Source organism: Streptosporangium jomthongense (assembly GCF_042650425.1).
Lineage (GTDB): Bacteria > Actinomycetota > Actinomycetes > Streptosporangiales > Streptosporangiaceae > Streptosporangium.
In genome coordinates this window covers 83,480-105,386 of record NZ_JBHSBC010000058.1, presented here as the reverse complement: position 1 = coordinate 105,386, position 21,907 = coordinate 83,480, and the positions used below count along the sequence as shown (strand labels likewise).

The window sequence follows — 21,907 nt, the reverse complement described above, 5'->3', positions numbered from 1 at the left end:
ATGCTCTGGCTCCGCCACTCCGAATTGTCAGACAGGCCTTAGTGGTCCGCCTTCACCAGGTCGGCCTGTGCGGAGACTCCGCGCAGCATGATGGCGGCGAAGATCGCCACCCCGGTCAGGATCAGGGCCGCGAGGCCGCCTGTCCATGCGAGTGCCTGGGTGAATGACGTCACCGCGGCGTCGGCGAGCGCCTGTCCGAGCGCACCGGGCAGTTCGGCGGTGAAGGCGAGGGCTGCGGCGAGCGTCTCCTCAGCCGCTGAGAGCACAGTGCCGGGCAGGCCGATGGGCGCATGGGAGGCCAGGCCGGTCCGGTAGAACCCGAGCAGGATGGAGCCGAGAACGGCTGTGCCGAGTGCTGTGCCCACTTCGTAGGCGGTCTCGCTCACGGCTGCGGCTTGCCCGGCGTGCTCCGGGCGCACCGAGCTCATGATGATGTCGTTGGTCAGCGTCAGGCCGACCCCGGCGCCGAGGCCGACCAGGCACAGCGAGATCGCGATCACGAACGGCGGGGTCTGGGGTGTGAGGAACAGCAGCATCCCGAATCCTGCCGCGGTGATGACGCCTCCCGCTGACACGAGGATCGACGCAGGGATCCTCTTGACGAGTGCGGCGGCGAGGAACCCCGCGATCGCGGAGACCGCGGCTTGCGGCAGCATCCAGAGGGCGGCCTGAACGGTGGAGAGCCCTGCGATGAGCTGCAGGTGCTGCGTCAGCGCGAAGAGTGCGCCGACCAGGGCGAACACCGACAACAGGTCGACCACGACCGCGCCGGTGAAGGAGCGGACCCGAAACAGCCGGACGTTGATCATCGGGTTCGGGATGCGCAGCTGGCGCACCACGAACAGCACCAGAAGCACGGCGCCGGAGACGAACGTGACGAGCGCCGCCAGTGGCTGCTCTCCCTCGGCGAGGGTCTTGACGCCGTAGACGAGCGTCACCATTCCGGTGAGGGAGAGCGCGATGCTGGGGACGTCGATGCGTCCCGGCATCGGGTTGGCGCTCTCGGGCACGAAGATCGGGGCGAGTGCCAGCAGGATGATCATGACCGGGATGTTCATCAGGAAAGCGGCATGCCAGCTGAAGGCTTCGATGATCCAGCCTCCAACGATCGGGCCCGCCGCGGCGCCCGCGGAACCCATCGCGGCCCACACCGCCATTGCCGTGCGGCGCTGGTTTCGATCGAGGAACATGTTGCGGATGATCGACAGCGTCGAGGGCATGATGGTCGCGCCGGCTACCCCGAGCAGCGCTCGGGCGAGGATCAGCATCCACGGCGCACTCGCCAGCGCTCCCAGCACGGACGCCGCCGCGAATCCCACCGCTCCGATCAGCAGGAGCCGACGGCGGCCGATCCGGTCGCCGAGGGACGACATCGTGATCAGGAGACCCGCGAGCATCAGCGAGTAGATGTCGAGGATCCACAGTTGCTCGGTGCCCGAGGGCTGGAGATCCGTGGTGATCGCGGGCAGCGCGAAGACCAGCACCATGCCGTCGATGGCGATCAGCAGCATCGGCAGTACGAGCACTGCCAGTCCGATCCAGGTACGAGCTGTCGCCCGCTGTGTGTTCTCGGTCATCTTTCCCTCCCGAGCCAGTTACTTCACCAAACGGTATACTACACCAGGCGGTATACTAACCCTGCGGAGACGAGGAGGGGACATGGCGCGACCGAATGCGCGACCGGCGATGATCGAGGCGGCCCTGCGCGTCGTCGAGGAGCGCGGCATCACCGCGCTCACCCTGGACGCGGTCGCGGCCGAAGCCGGGGTGACCAAGCGCGGGCTGATCTACCACTTCCCGACGAAACACGCGCTGCTCGCCGGGATTCACGAGTTCCTCGCCGACCGCGTCGAGCGGGGGCTGCGCGAGGCGACCGGCAAGGAACCGGAGGAGGCGACGCTCGCCGAACGCACGAGGGGATACGTGCTGGCATGCACCGGAGCCTCCACGCGTCTGGAGACGCGTCTGATCGCCGAGGCGGGCAACGAGCCCGACTGGATGGCTCCCTGGCAGCGGGTCTACGACCGCTGGTTCCCCGGTGACGCGGCGCCGATCGACGAGCACGACGACGAGGCGATGCGGTGCCTCATGGCGCGCATGGCCGCCGACGGGTTCTGGGGATACGAGAACGCCCTCGGCGCCTCCTTGCCCAGCGGGGTCAGGGAGCGGCTTGTCGACGAGATTCTTGCCCTCATTCCTGAGCCGCCGGCGCCCTGAGCGGGTCTGCCCACCGCCTGGGCTCACCTTATGAGCGGTACCGCAACTCGATCTGCCCGGCCTCCTCGCCGACCACCGGCGACGGCCCTGCCCGCCAAGCCCTCGCCGTCGGGCAGGTCATCCGCCGCGGCCAGGGCCACTCGCTGCGCCCGTCGGCCCCGTTCACCCTTCACCGCGCCGTGTTGGAGCAGGACGTCAGCCTCATCGAGGGCACCGAACCGCGTCATCAGTGGCAGGCGGTACCGCGGACGACGCCCGCCGCTGACAAGAACTCGACGTCGGCTCCTCAGCGGCCCGGCGCCCAGCAGTGGCTTCCGCTCGCATCCTGCTTTGAGGGCCTCGGGAACGATTGACAAGCTGACCTGGCATCAGCCGGTCCGCGACGAGGCATCGGGCCGGTTGCGTCGTCACCCTGCCGGAGTGACGTCCTTGACGCAGGTGACGTCGCCACCGGGCAGGACGCCGTCGATCAGGTAGCGCTCGACGGTGGTGTTGACGCAGGAGTTGCCGGCGCCGAGGTAGGTGGCGTGGCGATAGGCGCCGCGCAGGGTGACCATGCGGGAGCCGGTCAGCGCCCGGTGCATGGCCTGCTGGCCGAGGTAGGGGGAGCCTGGGTCGCCGTCGTTGCCGACGACCAGCACCGGGACACCGTTGCGGACCTTGGTCGGCGCCTCCACCGGAGCGGTGGGCCAGAACGCGCACGGGGTGATGTTGCGGATCAGCGGCCCGTACAGCGGCTCGTCGGCGCGGTGGGCCTGGATGTCGCGGAAGTAGGTCTCCGGGTCGCGGGAGGCGGCCCGGTCGGCGCAGATGATCGGGGCCTGGGCGTCGAGCGCGCCCGTCCCGGTGAACAGGCTGTCGAGGGACGCCTTCAGCGACGGCGGGGCGGTGACCACGGTGCCGCGGGTGGCGTCGGCCAGCGCCCGCACCTGGGTGGCGAAGTCGGCGTAGGCCTTTTCGCCGTCCTCGTAGAGAGGCCCGAAGAGCAGGTAGGGGATGTGGTGAGAGTCGATCCGGTACCCACCGATCCGCAGCGGGCGCCGGGCGGCGGCCCGGTTGACGTGGTTGACGGTGGCCAGGACCTCGGTGGTGGTGTCGCCCAGGCCGTGATCCTTGTCGTGCGCGGCGGCCCAGGCGGCCCAGTTTCTCAGCGCGGCGGTGATGGCCGGCTCGTTCCCTGACAGCAGGCCGGGGCCGTAGGTGTCGGGGTTGACCGCGCTGTCCAGCACGATCCGGTCGGCTCTCGCACCGAACATCTGCGTGTAGACCGCCCCCAGGTAGGTGCCGTAGGAGTATCCGAGATAGGACAGTTTCGGCTCACCGAGGACGGCGCGGACCACGTCCATGTCGCGGGCGGTGTTCCGGGTGGAGGCGTACGGCAGCACGTCGCGGTTGCCCCGGGCGCATTTGGCCGCCAGTTCCTTCATCAGGGCCGCGCTCTCGTTGAAGGTACGGCGGTTCGGACCGGCCGAACGCAGGAAGACGTCGGTCTTCCATCCGCAGCGGATCGGTGTGCTGCGGCCCGTGAAGCGCGGGTCCATTCCGATCAGGTCGTAGCGGGAGGTGAGGGCGGGTGACCACTGCGCGAGGGACGCCACCAGGTCCAGTCCGGGTCCTCCGGGGCCGCCAGGGTTGGTCAGCAGAACGCCGCGCCGTCCGGCGGGGTCGGTGGCCTTGATCCGGGAGATCGCCACCGAGATGGTTCGCCCGCCGGGCCTGCGGTAGTCCAGCGGGACGGTGACCTCGGCGCACTGGGCGCCCGCCGCGTCCAGGCTCGCGCCCGCCCTGTCGTCCGGTCCTGTCTTACAACCGTGCCAGTCGAGCCTTTGATGGTGGAAGCGGATCGGCCTGTCGGCTCCCGCGGGGGTTTCCGCGAAAGCCGGGGCGGCGGCCAGGCCGAGGGCGCCCAGTGCGACGGCGGCCGCGGTGGCCAGGGCCGGCAGGCCGTGCCTCCTGGCAGGACCGGACGTGACCGGAGGGGATGGAACGGTGGAGTGCGACATGGGATCTGTCTCCCTGCTTGATGACCGGTTTGCGGTGCTATCGAGCATGGTGCCGAGATGATCCGTGATCGACCCCGCTGAATGGAGTCGTGAAGGTACGGCCAGCCCTACCGTCACGCCGCAGGAAACTCGCCGAGAACCCGTGACGGTGACGAGCCGACCGGCGCGGGAAGGCGAATGAGGTCTCGTCGGGCGACCGGGTCACCGTACTTCTCGGAGACGCCGCCGAAGGTGACACCGCTCATGAACGGCGCCGGGCGTAGTGGTGGACGATCAAGGCCGCGATGGAGCCGCCGGAGATGATCCCGGCGACCAGGCCGACGCCCTCGCCGACGCCGCCGATGCTGTTGCCGACACTGTTGACGACGGCGCACACGGTGAAACCGGTCCACAGGAGCACGCGGAGCACGGTGCCGTCGCGCGGTGGCTCGGGCCGGCGGAAGGGGGCGGACGGCCGAGGCCGGTCGGCAGGTGTGACGCGGCAGGGGTCATTCATACTGATCACCCTAGAAATTGGCTCTGCCTGGGGAAATGCCGTAATCTGCCAGGCCGATGGTAGTGCAGGGTGGAATGAAACGGTCCTCCGCCTCAGCTTAGGGTGGGGGAGATGAGCAGGGACGCTTTCGAGGCTTTGGAGCGCCTGGCGGGAGGTCTCGGCACCGCGATCCTCGCCTTCCTGGTCCTCGTGTTCTGGATCATGGTCGCCGCGGCCTGCCTCGTGGGGGTGGGTCTGCTGATGATCCCGCCGATGCTGGCGCTGACCAGGGCGGTGGCCGAACGGGAACGCGGCCGGCTCAACCGCTGGGGGCTGGAGGTCGTCACCCCCTATCCGCAGCAGGACACCGCGACGGGCTGGACGGCCAGGATCCGCGCCGCCCGCCGCGACCCGGCGACCTTCCGCGATCTGGGCTGGGTGGCCGCGCACGCCACGCTGGGGCTGGCGCTCGGCCTTGTCGCCGTCCTGATGCCGACGATGACCTTGCGGGACGCGACGTCCCCGTTCTGGTGGGGCCTGATGCCGCCGGAGGGCCGGATCACCAGCTACGAGCTGCCGATCACCACGTTTCCGGCCGCGCTGGCAGCCGCGCTGGCGGCCGTGGTCGTCCAGGTGATCGCCGTCATGCTCGCCCCGCGGATGGCCAGGTTGCAGGCGCTGCCCGGGGTGCGGCTCCTGCGCCCGCATCCGTCGATCGACCTGTCGCGGCAGGTCGCCCGGCTCACCGCGACGCGCGCGGGCGCCCTGCGGGCACATGCGGCCGAACTGCGCAGGATCGAGCGGGCGCTGCATGACGGCGCGCAGAACCGGCTGGTCGCCGTCGTGGTGACGGTCGCCGTGGCCAAGCGGGCGCTGGCCAGAGAGGCGGCTCGGACAGGCCTGGCGCTCGACGGGCCGCGGGAGGCGCTCGACGAGGCGCAGAGTGCCGCCGAGCAGGCGGTGGCCGAACTGCGCGGGGTCGTCCGCGGCATCCTGCCGCCTGTCCTGGAGGACAGGGGGCTGTCCGGGGCGCTGAGCGCTCTGGCGGCGGGCAGCGCGATCCCGTGCGCCTTGACCGCCGACGACCTGGGGCGGCTGCCGCTGTCGGTGGAGACCACCGCCTACTTCGTCGTCGCCGAAGCGCTGACCAACGTGGCGAAACACAGCGGCGCGCGGAGAGCCCTGGTCGAGGTGCGCCGTGACGGCGGCCTGCTACGCGTGGTGGTGAGCGACGACGGCAAGGGCGGAGCCTCGGAGGCCGACGGCACCGGGCTGGGCGGCATCCGCCGCCGGGTCGAGGCACACGACGGAACCATCGTGCTGACCAGCCCGCGGGGCGGGCCGACAACCATCGAAGTGGAGTTGCCGTGCGGATCGTGATCGCCGAGGACGACGCGTTGCTGCGCCGGGGCCTGGTGCTGCTGCTGACCGGCGAGGGATTCGAGGTGGTGGCCGCGGCCTCCGAACCTGAGGGGTTCCTGGCCGCGGTGGCCGAGCACCGGCCCGATGTGGCAGTGGTGGACGTGCGCATGCCGCCCACCCACACCGACGAGGGGATCAGGGCCGCCGTCGAGGCCCGGCGGCTGAACCCCGGCCTGGCGGTGCTGGTCCTGTCGGCCTACGTCGAGCAGGCCTTCGCCACGAACCTGCTGGCCGAGGGGACCCACGGGGTGGGATACCTCCTCAAGGAGCGCGTGGGCAAGGTGGAGGAGTTCCTGGACGCCCTGCACCGGGTGGCCGCGGGCGGGACGGCGATGGACCCCGAGGTGATCGCCCAGCTGTTCACCCGCCGCCGCGACCCGATGGAACGGCTGACCGCCCGCGAACGCGAGGTGCTGGCCCTCATGGCCGAAGGGCTGGGCAACACCGCCATCGCCCAGCGTCTGGTGGTGACCGACGGCGGCGTGCAGAAACACATCCGCAGCATCTTCGCCAAGCTCGACCTCGCCCCGACCGACCAGGTCGACCGCAGGGTCGCCGCGGTCCTGCGCTATCTGGAAAGCTGAACGCCACCCGGCTTCTCCGGGACGTCAGGGCCGTCTTGGCTTGTTCAGGTCATCGTTCGGCGGCTCTCCGGCTGACTCGTCCCGCCGTTTCACCTCTATGCCCCAGCGCTTGCGGAGCCACTCCACCCCGGCGTAGAAGCCGGCGACACCCGGCAGGGTGAACAGGGCGGAGCCCCACCCCTGGGAGAGATGCACGTTGATCACGCCGAAGGCCAGCGGCGGGCCGAGCAGGCTCCAGGTGAGCCAGTCCGAGGCGAGCACCCAGCACGCGATCCGGCGTAGCCGATGGAACCGTGGCCGGTCCGGCCTCAGGAGGGCCTCGCGGAGTTGCCACACGCGGCCGAACTGCCGGAGGGCGTAGACGACCTGCACGGTCCTGGTGGACTTCAGCTGTGCCAGGTCGTACAGCTCGGCGTTGAACTCCTCGGCGTAGCGGTCCCGGCGTACGGCCGGGAGCAGCTTCATCATGAGGCTCACCATGTGTTCCGCCGACCGGGATATGGGGACGGCCTTCTCCTCCACCACGACCGGCTCCGCCGGCGACGCCTGCGCACTGAGCCTTTCGAGGCGCTCGGAGATCTCCACGGCCCTCTGCCCCATGGCGTCCAGGTGGTCGGCGAGGATCCGGGCGCGAGCGCGGGTGCGGGCGTAGTCGAGGTCGAGTTCGTAGGTGGGGATGCGGTCGAGGTCGAAGCCGAGGGCGTGGGTGCGTTCGAGCGCGTGGTGAAGGGCGTGGGCGAGGTCGCGGGCCTGGTGGGAGCCGCGCTGGAAGTCCAGCGTGTAGGTACGGACGAAGGTGAGGGTGTGGTCCAGCCTGCGAGCGAGGGTCAGGGCGCGGTCCAGGTCGATGACGTTGGTGCGGCTGAAGCTTTGATCTTCGAAGGAGTGGAGGTAAACGGGGCCGGAAGCGAGGAGCTGGGCCTGGTCGAGGGCGTGGACGAGGGCCCGGTCGAGGGCGAGGGCGAGGTGGCGGTCGATGACGAACCTGCTGGGGTTGGCGATGGAACCCTGGGGGAGGTCGCTCAACTTCCGCCGCCCAGCCGTGGGCTCAGCCCACGCAGCGTGCCGATCCTGGTGTGTGCCTGGGCGAGCGCGAGGCGGGCGTTCTCGGCGCCGTCGGGGGTGAGCCGGTAGTAGCGGCGGCGAGGCCGGGCCGCCTCGTGGGGGTTGACGTCCTCGAAGCGTGACTCCAGCCAGCCGATGCCCTCGAAGCGGGCGAGGATGGGATGGATGGTGCCGCTGGCCAGGCCGGAGGCGGCGCAGACCTCCAGTCCGTACATCTCCCGCGTGGGGTCGTCGAGGAAGGCGCGTAGCACGAGCTGGGTCGGGATGGTCATCCTGGGAGGCTTACCCATGCTCTAACTCTAGCTAGGGTGCGGGCGAAGAGGTAGTGGTGGCGATCCACGCCGTGAACCTGTCTGTCACAACGGCGCCGGCCGTCTCGTCCTTGTGATGTGTTCAACCAAGACAGGAGGTCGTCATGGCACAGGCCGTCACGGGAAACGTGCTCCGCACGCCGGTCTTCGGCGTCTGGACGCGGAGTTGGCCGCAGGCGTGGGAGCGGGTGCGATGAGGGTGCTGCTCGCAGGCGCGACCGGTGCGATCGGGTTGCCGCTGTTGTCGGCGCTGGCCGGGTCGGGGCACGAGGTGATCGCGCTCATCCGTCATCCGGCCAAGCGGCGGCTCGTCGTGGATCGCGGCGCGTTCCCGGTGATCGCGGATGTGATGGATCGTGACGGGTTGCTGCGCGCGGTCGAAGGGCACCGGGCCGACGTGGTCATGCACCAGGCCACGGCGCTGCGGAAACCCGGACTCAGGCTGCGCCCCGACGACCCCACCATCGCCCTCCGCGACAGGGGCACCGCGCACCTCCTTGAGGCATCGCGGGTGGTGGGCGCGCGTCGCTTCGTCACCCAGTCGCTGATCACCGGGTACGGCTACCGCGATCACGGCACCAGGGTCCTGACCGAGAACGACGTCTTCGGGCTGCGCGTCGGCAACGTGGGCGACCTGGTGACGGACTCCAGCGTGGCGACCGAACGGCAGGTGTTCGACGCGGACGGCATCGAGGGCATCGCCCTGCGGTACGGGATGTTCTACGGCAGGAACGCGTTCAGCGACATGTTCGCGGACCTGATGCGCAGGCGGGCTCCCGTACTCCCGCGAGGGAGGACGGGGACCACCTCCTTCGTCCACGTGGAGGACGCGGCGGCGGCCACGGTCGCGGCCATGGAACACGGCGGCGCGGGGGAGGCGTACAACATCGTGGACGACCGGCCGATGAGCTGGCGCGACTTCCTGACCACGGTCGCCCGTGCGCACGGCACGCCTCGTCCCGTCGTGACGCCGAGATGGTTGGTCAGGCTGGCCGTGCCGTACCTGGGCTGCCTGCTGATCGACACCACGATGCGGGTCTCGCACGCCAAGGCCACCCGCGACCTGGGCTGGACCCCGGTGCACCGGAGCGTGTCCGACGGGTTGAAGGTTCGCTGAGAACACGCCGGGGCGGGGCCGCCCCGGCGGTCTCAGAGGATCTCGACGTACCCTTCGGCGCCGTTCACCCGGATGCGCTGGCCGTCCTTGATCCGCCGGGTGGCGTCCTCCACGCCGACGACCGCGGGCAGCCCGTACTCGCGGGCCACCACGGCGCCGTGCGTCATCACCCCGCCGACCTCCATGACGACCCCCTTGACCGAGACGAACAGCGGCGACCAGCTCGGATCGGTGAAGACGGTGACGAGGATGTCGCCGTCCTCAAGGTCGGCCTCGGCCATGCTGTGGATGACCCGCGCCCGGCCCTCCACGACTCCCGACGAAACGGCGATGCCCGCCAGCGCCCCCTCCGGCAGGGCGCCCGGCTCGTACGCGCCGGAGATCACCTCGCCCTCGGAGGTGATCACCCGCGGCGGAGTCAGCCTCTGGTAGGTCTCGTGCTCCTCCCGCCGCCGCGTGATGACCGAGTAGTCCAGCTCGCCGGTGTTGACCACCTTCCTGAACTCCTCGATGGACAGGAAGTACACGTCCTCGGGCTCCTTGACGACCCCGCGCGCGACCAGCCCGGCGGCCTCCTTCATCAGCGCCCGCTTGTAGATCTCGTACCGCAGAAGGAGCGCGTGCTTGGAGTATTCGCGGTAGCCGATGAAGTGGCGGATCAGGCTCATCTTCCTGGCCGCCCTCCTGGCCTTGCCCGCGCCGCCCGGCAACTCGCGGAGGCGGGCGAGCAGGTCGTTCATGGCGCGTTCGGCCTCGGCGCGGCCCTGTTCGGCCTTGCGGCGGCGTTCCCCGGGCGGGAAGTTCCTGATGTCGCTGAGGACGAGCGGCACGAGCAGCGTCGGGTCCTCGCTCCACCGGGTCCTGGTGAGGTCGATGTCACCGGCGCAGTGCATCCCGTACGTGTCCAGGTAACCGCGGACGGCGTCACCCACGGCCGCCCCGCCCGCGCACGCGGCCAGCCCCTCGTAGAAGGTGTCGCACCGGGCGGTCTCCAGGTAGCGCAGCACGTCGGGATGCTCGCGGACGGCGTCGGCGACGTCGAGCAGGTCGAGCCCCATGGCGGCCACGACGTTGTGGTCGGCGGACTGGGCGATCGCGTCGGCGGCGTTCTTCTCACCCAGCCAGGCCTCCATGTGCTTGTTGACCCAGTTCACCGACTGGATGCCGAGGAAGGCCGCCGCCACGCTGCGCGGGTCGAAGGTGAGCTCGGCGAGCACGTCGTGGTCGTCGATGATGCAGGCGAACAGTTCGTCGCCCGACTTGCCGGCGATCTCGCTCCGCAGCCGCTCCACCGTCGCCTCGGTGCGCGCGATCAGGTCCGGCACGACGCCGGGGTCGTCCTCGCGGGCGAGCCTGAGATAGTGACGCACGATCGGCAGCACGCCGCCCTCGCCGAAGTCCAGCATCGAGGTCTTGCCGCGCGCCAGCCCGGCGGCGAACTCCTTGCGCCTCAGCACGGCCCGCAGCGCGTTGGCCATCAGCACGTCGACCTGGTCGAGACTCTTGAGCGTGGCGGGTCTGGCCCAGACCGAGGTGAGCTCGGCCGAGACGTCCTTGTAGAAGCGGTTGCCGGCCACGGCGCCCGCCGTACGGCCCAGCTTGTCGTGCAGGAGCGAGAAGAACGACAGGCCCAGTGGGGCGAAGGCGTCGGTCATCATCTGCCGGTGCCCGTAGGAGACGTACACGTGGTTCTTGCCGTCGTGCGCCGGCGGCACGGGATAGAGCGTGGTGATGGGGCGGCTCTGCAGGATGTGGAACGCGCCGTCGTACAGCGCCCACTCGATGTCCTGGGGGCGGCCGAAGTGCGCCTCGATCTCCCGCCCCAGTCTCTCCAGCAGCAGGATCTGCTCGTCGCCGAGTTTCTGCGCGTTCTGCCGCGCGGGCTCGACGGGAAGCTCCTCGGTGCCGCCCGACGGCAGAGCGCGCAGTTCCTTCGTCTGGGCGGCGATCTTCCTGTCGATGATCCGCCCCGCCCTGACCCGGTAGTTGTCGGCGTTGACCAGCCCGGAGACGAAGGCCTCACCGAGGCCGAACCCGGCGTCGATGGAGACCACCGTGCGGTTGGCCGAGACCGGGTCGGCGGTGAACAGGATGCCCGACGCCTCGGGGAAGACCATCTGCTGGACGACCACGGAAAGCCGTACGGCGCGATGGTCGAAGCCGTTCTGGATGCGGTAGGCCACCGCCCGGTCGGTGAACAGCGACGCCCAGCACCGCCGCACGCTGTCGATCACCGCCTCGGCGCCCCGTACGTTCAGGTACGTGTCCTGCTGGCCCGCGAAGGAGCTGGACGGCAGGTCCTCGGCGGTGGCGCTGGACCTGACCGCGCAGGCCACGTCCGCGCCGCCCATGTCGCCGAGGTTGCGCTCGATGTCGCGCCGGATCTCGTCGGGCACGGTCAGGCCCTCGACGGCGGCGCGCAGCCGGGCGCAGGCGGCGGCGATGCCCGCCCGGTCGTCGGCCCGCAGCCCGGTCAGCCCGCCGATCAGCGCGCTGACCGACGCGTCGCGTTCCACGACCTGCTCGTACGCGTCGGTGGTGACGCAGAAGCCGCGCGGCACGCGGACGCCCCGGATCGCGGACAGCTCGCCGAGGTTGGCCCCCTTCCCGCCGACCAGGGGCAGTCGTGTCTCATCGATGTCGTGGAGCCCGAGCACATAGGCACTCATGGCGGATCCTGTCTCTCACCCGATGTTTCAATACAGTACAGTACTGTATTGAAATCAGGGGTCGCCGACAGGGGAAGGACGCCACCTTGACTCCCAAGATCTGCCTGGTCACCGGTGCCTCGTCCGGCATCGGCCGCGCCACCGCACTGGAGCTGCGCCGGGCCGGCCACATCGTGTACGGCGCAGCCCGCCGGGTGGACCGGATGGCGGAACTGCGTCAGGCGGGCGGTTACGCTCTGGCGATGGACGTCACCAGGGAGGACGATCTGGGCCGCGTCGTGGACGCCGTCCTGGACGAGCAGCACCGGATCGACGTGCTGGTCAACAACGCCGGAGCCGGTCTGCACGGCGCCGTCGAGGACGTGCCCGTCGAACGGGCCCGTCACCTGTTCGAGGTCAACCTCTTCGGCCCGGCCCGGCTCACCCAGCTCGTCCTGCCGCACATGCGTGAACGGCGCTCAGGCACGATCGTCAACGTCTCCTCGATCGCCGGTGAGATCTCGCTGCCGCTCGTCGCCTGGTACCACGCCTCCAAGCACGCCCTGGAGACCTACTCCGACTCGCTGCGCCAGGAGTGCCGGTCCTTCGGCGTCCACGTGGTGGTCGTACAGCCGGGCATCATCAGGACGGAGTTCGAACAGGACACGCCACGCGAGTTGCGCGAGACCTCCGGTCACGGGGCCTACGGCGCGCTGGCCGAGTCGATGGCGAGCCGGGCCGAGGGCAACACCAGGGGTTCCGCCCCCGCCGTGGTCGCCAGGACCATCAGGAGCGCCGTCGAATCACCCAGGCCGAAACCGCGCTACCCGGTCGGCTACCTGGCCAGGACACTCCTGGCCCTGAACCGGATCCTGCCCGACCGCGCTTTCGACGCGCTGGTCACCAAGGCCGGATAGCGCCGCCGTGACACGACCTCGACGACTCCCACCGGGGCGGCCGCGCAGCCAGGAGGTGGACGCGGCGGTTCTCGCGGCGGCTCTCGACCTCTTCATCGAACGTGGCGCGGGCGGAACCAGCATCGAGCAGGTCGCCCAGCGCGCCGGCGTCACGCGGGCCACCATCTACCGGCGGTTCCCCGACAAGACGGCCCTGCTGATCCAGGCCATCGAGTCGGTGCACCACGATCACGACCCCGGCGCCCTCGACTGGCCCGACATCGAGCACATGCTCGGCAACTGGGCGACCTACCTGAGCAACCCGCGCAACCGGCGCATGCTGCGGCGGCTGTACGGCGCCGTGGACGACCACCCCGAACTGCTGCGCGCGTACCGCGACTCCCACGGCGGACGGCGCGCGGCGGCCGAGCACGCCGCGCTGAGCCGCTCGCGTGAGCGCGGGCAGCTTCCCGGCGACTGCGACCTGAACGCCGTCCAGCAGCTGCTCAACGGCGCGGTGCTGCACCACCTGGGTTCCTACCCGGCCACCGAGAGCGCCGACGCCGTCAAGGCCTACTTCGTGACCATCCTGCGACAGGTCGGTTACCGGGAAGGCGCGGACGCCGTCGGCTGACCGGCGAGGCGGGATGAGCCGTGTCACACACCGCCCTGGGCGCTCGTCCTATCACCAGAGCGAGCACAGGAAAGGGACACGACATGACGAACGGCTACAGCAGGCAGGCCAGGACCTTCGTCCAGGTGGCCGTGGTGGTCGGCGCGCTGACGATGCTGGTCTTCGGCGTGTGGATGCGCATCGACCCGGCGGGCTTCTCGGTCTTCGCCCGGTTTCCCAATCACGTGCACTTCCTGCACGACGCCGGGGTCTTCCAGATCGGCATCGGACTGATGATGCTGAGCGCGCTGGTGTGGCGTGACGTGCTGTCGATCGTGCTGGTCGGGTTCTTCGTCGCCAACACTCTGCACGCGGTGAACCACGCGGCCGACCTGGACCTTGGCGGCAGTCCGGACAACTGGTGGCAGCTCGGCCTCGTCTCACTGCTGACGCTGGCCGGTCTCGTGGTGCACCGCAGGCAGCTCAGCCGCTCCGGTGGAACTCGACCTTGAGGACACCGGGAACGGCCGTGTCGACTGAGATGTCACACGGCCGGCGACGGGTTCGTCCTATGTGGGAAAGGCAGGCAACCGGGGAGTCGGGGGACGGAAGTGGCGGACGACATCGTGGACGAGCGGACGACGGTCTTCGCCGCGAACCGCAATCTGCTGTTCGCGGCGGCGTACGACATTCTCGGCAGCGTCACCGACGCCGAGGACGTCGTGCAGGACACGTGGCTGAGCTGGGAGAGGGTCGACCACGCGGCGATCGAGCATCCGCGCGCGTACCTGATGCGCATCGTCGTGCACCGGGCGGTCGACCAGCTCCGCAAGGCGCGCAGGCTGCGCGAGGACTACATCGGCCCGTGGCTGCCGGAACCGCTGTGGACCGAGGAGGGCGCCGACGGCCGGGAGGAACGCCGTGATGGTGTCGCGCTTGGTCTGCTGGTCGTTCTGGAGACGCTGTCGCCGCTCGAACGGGCCGCGTTCGTTCTCAGGGAGGCCTTCGCCTACGAGTACGACGAGATCGCCGGAATTCTCGACAGGACGCCAACCGCGGTGCGCCAGCTCGTGCACCGGGCGCGGGGACACGTCCACGCGCGGCGACCCCGCTTCACCGCCGACCGGCGCGACGCCCAGGTGGCGGCGGAGCGGTTCGTGAACGCGGCCGTCGGAGGCAGTGTGACCGATCTCCTCGACGTACTGGCGCCCGAGGTCACGCTGTGGAACGACGGAGGCGGCCGGGTCCGCGCCGCGTTGCGGCCGGTGCACGGCGCCGGCAAGGTGGCCCGCCTGCTGGCCGCCGTCGGGCCCCGCTATGCGGGGTGCGAGGTCCGCTGGGCGTTCCCCGGTGGCACGCCGACCGCCCTGATCGTCGCCGGTGACCGGCCGGTCGCGGTCGTCACCGTCGAGGCGGACTCCTCCGGAGGCCGGGTACGCGCCATCTACGGCATGGCGAACCCGGAAAAGCTTGCTCACCTGTCGCAGCACAACTGACGAACGAAGGGACATGCGAATGCCGAAGGTCCTGGAAGACTTCATCCCGCAGCCGCTGGGCTCCGAACGCCACGAGTTGCACATCCGGCAGCGGCCGGAAACGGTCTGGACCGCGTTGAACACGCTGTCGCCCGGTGAGCTTCCGCTGGTGCGGCTGCTCATGAGCGTCCGCTCGCTCTCGGCGACAGGGGCGAACGAGGCGCCGACGATGATCGGCACGATGCTCAGCCGGGGCTGGTTCGAGCTGGCCAGCGAGTCGCAGCGGTATGTCGTGCTCGGCTCGATCAGTCAGTTCTGGCGTCTGCGGTCGGCGGAGTTCCGCCGCAGTTGCCCGACCGGGCAGTTCCGCGACTATGACGTGCCCGGCTTCGCCAAGTCGGCGTCCGTCTTCGAGCTGATCCCGACCGAGCATGGCACCCTGCTCCGCACCGAGACGCGGGTCACCGCCGGGTCGGTGGACACCCGGCGCAGGATGCTGGCCTACTGGCGGCTCATCCGGCCCTTCAGCGGGGTCATCCGCCGCGTCATGCTGCACGCCATCGCCAGGAAGGCGGCCTCCTACGGCTGATCGTCGTGGGCGTCCGCGGCGGACCACCGCCCGTGGCGCTGTGGGGTGCCCGCGCCTCGCAGGCGGCGACCTTCGGCTCCGACCGCGACGGGAAACCGGGCCCGTTCCGGGAGCGGACCCGGAGGAACAGGCGCACACTGAACTTGCTCAGGACTTTTCCGTTCCGTCCGCAGATGGAAACCCGAGGAGGATCATGTCCGGCAAAATTCGGACCGCCGCCCTGGCGGTCGCCGTGTCCCTCACCATCGTCCCCGTCGGCGCGACCACGGCCTTCGCCGCCGCCGCCAAGCCCAACCTTCGTGCCTGCTACGACGGTAACTGCAAGATCTCCATCACCAGGAAGGTCTCGTTCCGGATCGACCCCGGCTTCGGCATCACCAAGCTGACCCTGTCCTTCAACGCCGGCGGCGTCCATGTGAAGTCCAGCGGGCCGGGTGTGAGCGGCTCGGCGTACTTCAGCGGAAGCGGCTCGGTCACGGTCAACGGCATCACCGTCCAGGCCCTCTCGCTGTCCAGCAGAAAGGCGGTGCTGCGGCTGACGACGAGCTGAGCCGAAGGGGTCACGGCCCTCGCGCCTCATCTCGTGCGGGTCTGCCCGACCCTTGTGACGAAGGCGGGCGCGGCGAGGTCAGTCGCGCGGACGGTGGACGACCTTGTCCTTCGAGCGACCGGGATGGACGACGAGCAGGTGCTCCTCCAGCGGCGCTTCGGGGTCGTTCTCGTCCCACGGCAGCGTGCGGGCGTAGATTCGCAGGCGGTAGTGGCCCGGGCCGGCGACGGCCAGGTCCGGCAGCGGCCTGGCCGCACCGCCATCGCCGCCCTCGGGGTACGTCGGCACGACCAGGCGGCCGCTGCGGCTGGCGATGCCCACCTCGACCACCTGGCCCCAGCCGGTGAGCCGGAGCGGCGGGGAACGGTCGAACGCCTTGACCGTCAAGCACATCGCCGCGTCCCCTCTGGTCACGATGGCGGCGCTGCTGCCCACGACGTCGACGAAGCCGTCCTCGACGGCGTCGAAGATGTCGGCGACCTCGTCGCCGTCACCGTAGATGTCCCCGGGACCGCCTGCGCTGTCGTCACGGTCGTCGAAGACGGCGTAGCCGCCGCCTTCGGGCAGCATGTACGCGGCCGTGCCCTGCCGTCTGGCCCGCGTCCCGGGCCACGGGTCGTCGCACCGGGCGTTGGCCTCGGCCTTCCACCTGGCCTCCTGCAGGTCACGCTCTGCCTGACGGCGGTGCGCATCGGCGGTCTGCCGGGCGACGATGCCGGGGCACAGGTACTCCAGAGCCGCGGCCAGCTCGATGGCGTCCGCCGTACCACCGGCCCGCTCGTGCAGCGCGTTCCGTTCCCGGTCGCCGGGCAGCGCGCACAGCTGAGCGCCGTGGGCGAGGACGCGCTGGTCGGCCAGCCGTTCGGGGAACATCGCGTTCGCCGCGAAGGTCTCGCTCCTGGCCAGGCAGAGGAACGACCGCCGCCGCTCCTCGGGCCCGAGGGCGGTCGCGGGCCGGAGCCGGTCGCGGCAGCCCTCGTCCGCGGCCGTGTAGGTGAGCCGGGCGTCCTCCTCGGCGCCGACGACCGCAGCCGGCAGCGCGAGCACGAAGGCGGCGGCGATCAGCCGCGGCGTCCGGCCGGTTCCCGGCGCCGGGACGCCCTGTCCGGGCGCGGCGAGCTCGTGCGCGGTGCGCGCCGCCCACACGACGAGCAGCCCGTCGAGCGCGTGCACCGCGAGCGACAGGCCGTCGAACGCCACCCGTCCGATCTGGAGCAGCGAGTAGACCTGCGGGACCAGCAGGGCGGTCCAGCCGATGCCGACCGTGACGGCGCTGAACCGTCTGTCGCGTCTCTGCCCGGCAATGATCATCACCTTGCAGCCGAGGGCCGCCATCGCCACCAGGAACGACGCCGTCAACGGGATCTCGGCGAACGGCCGCAGCGCCGCGGCCAGCACCCCGGTCAGACCGAGCCCGAGAGCGATGACCCGGAACCGGGCCGACACCCCGGCCAGGGCCCGCACCAGCAGGAACATGGTGGCGGCCCACACGGCCCAGCGCGCGACGTACTCCGCGACGCCGGACACCTCGTCGAGGAGTTCCCAGAGCAGCAGGTCGCCGGCCACGTCCGTGTAGAGCAGGCGCCGCAGCCACACCACATCACGCGGCAGCGCCCCGGCACGCGGCAAGGCCGGGCCGCGCAGGATCTGCCACAGCGCCCACGCGTTGAGCACGCCGATCGCCGCGGGCAGGAGCCGCGCCCCGTCGTCCCACGGCCAGAGACTCGCCGTCGTGACGACGGCGAACCACCGCCCGCCGTCGTATCCGGCGGCGACGGCGGTCAGGTAGAGCGTGACGGCGACGGCGGCCGGACGCCCGAAGCGGTGGCGGGCGACGGCGGCCCGGAGTAAGGCTACGATGCGGATGATCTTATTGGACCGCCCAGGTCGGTCGGCCCCGGTGAAACCGGACGCCGGGATACACGGCCCAAGCGCGGTGCGCGGCTCCGCGGGCCGTTCCTGAGGCAGATCAAGAACGGTTGGCGAGATCCCGTCTGGTCGCCTGATCGGGCGGGATCTCCTCGTTTCCGAGGACCTGGGAACGCTTCACGGTCTTGAGTATGGCCACGGTGTGGAGGTATGGGGCAGGTAGCGTGCAAACCAGCGTATGGATGAGGCACTGCCCCTACCGTCACAAGGCATGCAGACAGTGGATGTACTGGTCGTGGGTGCGGGGCTGGCCGGTCTGAGCACGGCCCGCCTGCTCGCGGGACGGGGCCTGAGCGTGATGGTGGTCGACCGTCGCAGGTCGCTGTCGACGGGCGTCCGCACGACAGGGATCTTCGTGCGCCGCACCCTCGACGACTTCGACGTGCCGGATCGTCTGCTCGGGCCAGGTGTCCGGGACGTGCTGCTGTATCCGCCGTCGCGGCGGGCACCGATCCGGCTCACCAGCGACCGGGACGAGTACCGCGTGGCCGACATGGCGGCCGTCTACGAACACGCGCGCCGCGCGGCGGAGTCGGCCGGGGCACGAGTCCTTCTGGGCGTACGGTATGTCGACACGACGATGGGGTTCGTACGGTTCGCGGGCGCGGAACCGGTGACGACCCGGTTCGTCGTCGGCGCGGACGGCGCCCGCTCCCGGGTGGCCCGTGACCTCGGTCTTGATGTCAACCGGCGCTTCCTCGTCGGCGCCGAGATCGTCCACCCGATCGCGTCGGGCACGACCACCCCGGCGTTCCACTGCGTGCTGGACCCGCGGATCGCCCCGGGGTACCTGGGGTGGGTCATCGACGACGGCCGGCACGCGCATGTCGGCGTCGCGGGATATCCGAACGCGATGCGCACCGGCATCCGCCACCTGCTGGACGCCTTCGCCGCGGACGCGCCCGGCGGCAAACCGCCGGCCGGGCCGGTTGAGCGCCGAGGTGGTCCGATCCCGGTCGGCGGTGTGCTGCGACGGTTGGCGTGTCCCGCCGGGCTGCTCGTCGGAGACGCGGCGGGCGCGGTTTCGCCGCTGACGGCCGGTGGGCTGGACCCCTGTCTCCGCATGTCCGAGCTGGCCGCTGCGGTCATCGCCGGGTACCTGCGTACCGGCGACCAGCGTGTGCTGAGCCGGTACGACGGAGACGCTTTGCGGACCCGGTTCCGCGGCCGGCTGCTGCTGCGCCGCGTGTTCGCCGGTATTCGATCCCCTGCCGCCGCGGAGGCGGCGGTGACCGCGCTACGCGGTCGTGCCGGCCGCGCCCTGGCGGCACGGACCCTGTTCGGCGACGGTTCGTTTCCCGAAGTCGGCCCACGTCTCACGGACCTGGCGACCGGCCGCCCCCACCGGTGACACCGGCGTCTCGCGCGTAGGACTTCGGGCGCCCCTCGACCGGGTCGGCCAGAAGGTCCCTGAAGGTCCCTGGAGATCACGGCCAGGCACCGCCCCGCTCCGCGTACGGCGGAACGGGGCGACACCCCCGGACGGCTCGGCCGCAGCGGTGGCGAAGCCGGGCCGGTCATCTCCGGCCGGTCTCCTCGACGGACTTGAGTACGGCGTCGGCGATCGAACGTGGGTCGACGCCGAAGTGCTCGCGTACGGACTCCCGGGTGCCGGAGAGGCCGAACCCGTCGGTGCCGAGGGAGGTCCACGGCCGGTCGATCCACGGGCTGATCTGATCCGGCACGGCGCGCATCCAGTCACTGACCGCGATCACCGGACCCTCGGTCCCGGCCAGGGCCTGCCGGAGGTAGGGCACCCCGGTGGAGGTCATCGCGTCGCGGCGCAGTTCGCTCCACGAGGTGACCGACCAGACGTCGACGCCCACGCCGTACTCCTCCTGGAGCAGCCGTTGCGCGGCCAGCGCCCAGTGGATCGCCGTGCCGCTGGCGAGCAGATGGGCCTGGCCGCCGCCGGAGGAGTAGCGGTAGATGCCCCTGAGGATTCCCTCGCGCACGCCTTCGGGCATCGCGGGCTGGGGGAGCGGCTCGTTGTAGAGGGTGAGGTAGTAGAAGACGTCCTCGCCGTCGGGCCCGTACATGCGCCGGAGCCCTTCGCGCACGATCTCCGCGACCTCGTAGCCGAAGGCGGGGTCGTAGGCCAGACACGCGGGGTTGGCGGAGGCGAGCAACTGGGAGTGCCCGTCGGCGTGCTGCAGCCCTTCGCCGGTCATCGTGGTCCGTCCCGCGGTGGCGCCGATCAGGAACCCACGGCCGAGCTGGTCGGCCAGCGCCCACATCTGGTCGCCGGTCCGCTGCCAGCCGAACATCGAGTAGAAGATGTAGAACGGGATCATGGCCTCGCCGTGGGTGGCGTAGCTGGAGGCGGCGGCCGTGAACGACGCCATCGATCCGGCCTCGGTGATGCCCTCGATCAGGAGCTGGCCGTCGACCGCCTCCTGGTAGGACAGCAGCAGGTCCCGGTCGACCGACTCGTAGCGCTGGCCCAGCGGCGAGTAGATCTTGGCGGTGGGGAACAGCGACTCCATGCCGAAGGTCCTGGCCTCGTCGGGCACGATGGGCACCCAGCGGCGCCCGGTCTCCGGCTCCTTCATGAGGTCCTTGACCAGGCGGACGAAGGCCATCGTGGTGGCCACCGGCTGCTTGGACCCCTTCTCCAGGGACTGGAACGGCCGCTCGGCCGGCGCAGGCAGCGGCTGGTGGGAGACGGTTCGGTTGGGGATGGGCCCGCCCAGGGCGCGGCGGCGCTCGGCCACGTAGCGGACCTCGGGCGAGTCGGGCCCGGGGTGCAGGTACGGCGGCAGGTCCGCGTCGAGCGCCTCGTCCGGCACTGGCAGCCCGAGCCGGTCACGTAGCGCGCGGAACTCGTCCCGGGTGAGTTTCTTCATCTGGTGGTTGGCGTTGCGCGCCTCCACGCCGGCCCCGAGCGTCCACCCCTTGACGGTCTGCACGAGGATCACCGTCGGCGCGCCGCGGTGGTCGAGGGCCCGGCGGTAGGCGGCGTGCACCTTGCGCGGCTCGTGGCCGGCCCGTGAACCGCCGACGATGCGCCGCAGGTCCTCGTCGGAGTACGGCACGTCCAGCCCGTGGAACAGGTGTTGCCTGATGTAGGCCCCGGTCGAGGTGGCGAAGGTCTGGAACTGCCCGTCCGGCATCTCGCCCAGGCGGGACACCAGTTCGTCGGAACCGAGCAGCCCGTCCCATTCGGCGCCCCACAGCGCCTTGACGACGTGCCAGCCCGCGCCCCTGAAGACGCCTTCGAGTTCCTGCACGATGCGGGTGTTGCCGCGCACCGGCCCGTCGAGCCGCTGCAGGTTGCAGTTGATCACGAAGGTCAGGTTGTCCAGCCCTTCGCGGGCGGCCAGGGTGATGGCCGCCGTGGACTCCGGCTCGTCCATCTCGCCGTCGCCGAGGAAGGCCCATACGTGGCTGAGCGAGGTGTCCTTGATGCCGCGGTTGTGCAGGTAGCGGTTGAACCTGGCCTGGTAGATCGCGTTGAGCGGCCCAAGGCCCATGGACACCGTGGGGAACTGCCAGAACCCGCGCATGCTCCGCGGATGCGGGTACGACGGCAGCCCGCCCTCGGGCTCGCGCCGGAACAGGTCGAGCTGGCCCTCGGTCAGCCGTCCCTCCAGGAACGCGCGGGCGTAGATGCCCGGGGACGCGTGGCCCTGGAAGTAGACCTGGTCATGACCGCCGTGGAAGAAGTGGTTGAACCCGACCTCGTACAGCCAGGCGGCCGAGGCGTAGGTGGCCAGGTGGCCCCCGAGACCGAGCCGGCTACCCCTGGTGATCATCGCCGCCGCGTTCCACCGGTCGTAGGCCGCGATCCGCTCCTCCAGTTCGAGGTCACCGGGGTAGCCGGGCTCCTCCGACGTCGGCACGGTGTTGATGTACCGGCTGCTCGTGGCCAGCCGCTTCAGCAGGTATTCGGCCCGTTCGGGGCCTGCCGCCCGGCGGACCGCCTCCAGCGACTCCAGCCATTCCGCGGTCTCCTGCGGGTCAATGTCCTTCTCCATACCACCATTAAACACCCTATGATCGATCGTAGGATG

General features: G+C 70.5%; 19 protein-coding genes. 11 read left to right on the top strand and 8 right to left on the bottom strand.

The window, feature by feature from the left end:
- Positions 1-38: 38 nt before the first annotated feature.
- Positions 39-1,577, bottom strand: a complete 1,539-nt coding sequence (locus tag ACFOYY_RS41270) for an MFS transporter (RefSeq protein ID WP_386196963.1) — start codon at positions 1,575-1,577, stop codon at positions 39-41.
- Between the two features lie 82 nt (positions 1,578-1,659).
- Between ACFOYY_RS41270 and ACFOYY_RS41265 the strand changes: the two genes are divergently transcribed.
- A complete protein-coding gene (locus ACFOYY_RS41265; RefSeq protein WP_352012115.1) occupies positions 1,660-2,217 on the top strand; it encodes a TetR/AcrR family transcriptional regulator in 558 nt (185 codons plus the stop codon).
- Between the two features lie 407 nt (positions 2,218-2,624).
- Here ACFOYY_RS41265 and ACFOYY_RS41260 read toward each other — a convergent pair whose 3' ends face one another.
- Together ACFOYY_RS41260 and ACFOYY_RS41255 are read right to left on the bottom strand one after the other, a co-directional pair.
- Entirely contained in the window at positions 2,625-4,220 is a 1,596-nt protein-coding gene (locus ACFOYY_RS41260) for an alpha/beta hydrolase (protein WP_386196961.1), read from the bottom strand.
- A 241-nt stretch (positions 4,221-4,461) separates the two neighbouring features.
- On the bottom strand, positions 4,462-4,716 hold the full coding sequence (locus ACFOYY_RS41255; RefSeq protein WP_362912789.1) for a hypothetical protein: 255 nt from the start codon (positions 4,714-4,716) through the stop codon (positions 4,462-4,464).
- Between the two features lie 111 nt (positions 4,717-4,827).
- Here ACFOYY_RS41255 and ACFOYY_RS41250 point away from each other — a divergent pair, with 111 nt between their 5' ends.
- The gene (locus ACFOYY_RS41250) at positions 4,828-6,075 is read left to right on the top strand and encodes a sensor histidine kinase (RefSeq protein WP_386196958.1); all 1,248 of its coding nucleotides are present in this window, start codon (positions 4,828-4,830) and stop codon (positions 6,073-6,075) included.
- A complete protein-coding gene (locus ACFOYY_RS41245) occupies positions 6,063-6,701 on the top strand; it encodes a response regulator transcription factor (RefSeq protein WP_352012119.1) in 639 nt (212 codons plus the stop codon). The genes ACFOYY_RS41250 and ACFOYY_RS41245 overlap by 13 nt, the downstream gene beginning before the upstream one ends.
- A 24-nt stretch (positions 6,702-6,725) precedes the next feature.
- Here ACFOYY_RS41245 and ACFOYY_RS41240 read toward each other — a convergent pair whose 3' ends face one another.
- Positions 6,726-7,727, bottom strand: a complete 1,002-nt coding sequence (locus ACFOYY_RS41240; protein ID WP_386196956.1) for a hypothetical protein — start codon at positions 7,725-7,727, stop codon at positions 6,726-6,728.
- Positions 7,724-8,056, bottom strand: a complete 333-nt coding sequence (locus ACFOYY_RS41235; RefSeq protein WP_352012121.1) for a helix-turn-helix transcriptional regulator — start codon at positions 8,054-8,056, stop codon at positions 7,724-7,726. The genes ACFOYY_RS41240 and ACFOYY_RS41235 overlap by 4 nt, the downstream gene beginning before the upstream one ends.
- Positions 8,057-8,270: 214 nt before the next feature.
- Here ACFOYY_RS41235 and ACFOYY_RS41230 point away from each other — a divergent pair, with 214 nt between their 5' ends.
- The gene (locus ACFOYY_RS41230; RefSeq protein ID WP_386196954.1) at positions 8,271-9,194 is read left to right on the top strand and encodes an NAD-dependent epimerase/dehydratase family protein; all 924 of its coding nucleotides are present in this window, start codon (positions 8,271-8,273) and stop codon (positions 9,192-9,194) included.
- Positions 9,195-9,226: 32 nt separating this feature from the next.
- Here the strand turns inward: ACFOYY_RS41230 and rph are convergent, their stop codons facing one another.
- The gene (rph, locus tag ACFOYY_RS41225; RefSeq protein WP_386196952.1) at positions 9,227-11,863 is read right to left on the bottom strand and encodes a rifamycin-inactivating phosphotransferase; all 2,637 of its coding nucleotides are present in this window, start codon (positions 11,861-11,863) and stop codon (positions 9,227-9,229) included.
- Positions 11,864-11,949: 86 nt separating this feature from the next.
- Here rph and ACFOYY_RS41220 point away from each other — a divergent pair, with 86 nt between their 5' ends.
- The 6 genes from ACFOYY_RS41220 (at position 11,950) to ACFOYY_RS41195 (ending at position 15,965) form a co-directional block, all read left to right on the top strand.
- Entirely contained in the window at positions 11,950-12,759 is an 810-nt protein-coding gene (locus ACFOYY_RS41220; protein ID WP_386196950.1) for an oxidoreductase, read from the top strand.
- A gap of 55 nt (positions 12,760-12,814) precedes the next feature.
- A complete protein-coding gene (locus ACFOYY_RS41215) occupies positions 12,815-13,372 on the top strand; it encodes a TetR/AcrR family transcriptional regulator (RefSeq protein WP_362785393.1) in 558 nt (185 codons plus the stop codon).
- An 83-nt stretch (positions 13,373-13,455) separates the two neighbouring features.
- The gene (locus ACFOYY_RS41210) at positions 13,456-13,863 is read left to right on the top strand and encodes a hypothetical protein (protein ID WP_386196948.1); all 408 of its coding nucleotides are present in this window, start codon (positions 13,456-13,458) and stop codon (positions 13,861-13,863) included.
- A 99-nt stretch (positions 13,864-13,962) separates the two neighbouring features.
- Positions 13,963-14,847: an RNA polymerase sigma factor SigJ gene (sigJ, locus tag ACFOYY_RS41205; RefSeq protein WP_352012127.1), complete on the top strand. Its 885-nt coding sequence runs from the start codon at positions 13,963-13,965 to the stop codon at positions 14,845-14,847.
- Between the two features lie 19 nt (positions 14,848-14,866).
- The gene (locus ACFOYY_RS41200) at positions 14,867-15,415 is read left to right on the top strand and encodes a hypothetical protein (RefSeq protein WP_352012128.1); all 549 of its coding nucleotides are present in this window, start codon (positions 14,867-14,869) and stop codon (positions 15,413-15,415) included.
- Between the two features lie 193 nt (positions 15,416-15,608).
- The gene (locus ACFOYY_RS41195) at positions 15,609-15,965 is read left to right on the top strand and encodes a hypothetical protein (RefSeq protein ID WP_386196947.1); all 357 of its coding nucleotides are present in this window, start codon (positions 15,609-15,611) and stop codon (positions 15,963-15,965) included.
- Between the two features lie 78 nt (positions 15,966-16,043).
- Here the strand turns inward: ACFOYY_RS41195 and ACFOYY_RS41190 are convergent, their stop codons facing one another.
- Entirely contained in the window at positions 16,044-17,639 is a 1,596-nt protein-coding gene (locus ACFOYY_RS41190) for a hypothetical protein (RefSeq protein ID WP_386196945.1), read from the bottom strand.
- 466 nt (positions 17,640-18,105) lie between these two features.
- On the opposite strand from ACFOYY_RS41190, the gene ACFOYY_RS41185 reads away from it, so the two are divergent.
- Positions 18,106-19,245: an NAD(P)/FAD-dependent oxidoreductase gene (locus ACFOYY_RS41185; protein ID WP_386196943.1), complete on the top strand. Its 1,140-nt coding sequence runs from the start codon at positions 18,106-18,108 to the stop codon at positions 19,243-19,245.
- 166 nt (positions 19,246-19,411) lie between these two features.
- Here the strand turns inward: ACFOYY_RS41185 and aceE are convergent, their stop codons facing one another.
- On the bottom strand, positions 19,412-21,871 hold the full coding sequence (gene aceE / locus ACFOYY_RS41180) for a pyruvate dehydrogenase (acetyl-transferring), homodimeric type (RefSeq protein WP_386196941.1): 2,460 nt from the start codon (positions 21,869-21,871) through the stop codon (positions 19,412-19,414).
- Positions 21,872-21,907: the final 36 nt, after the last annotated feature.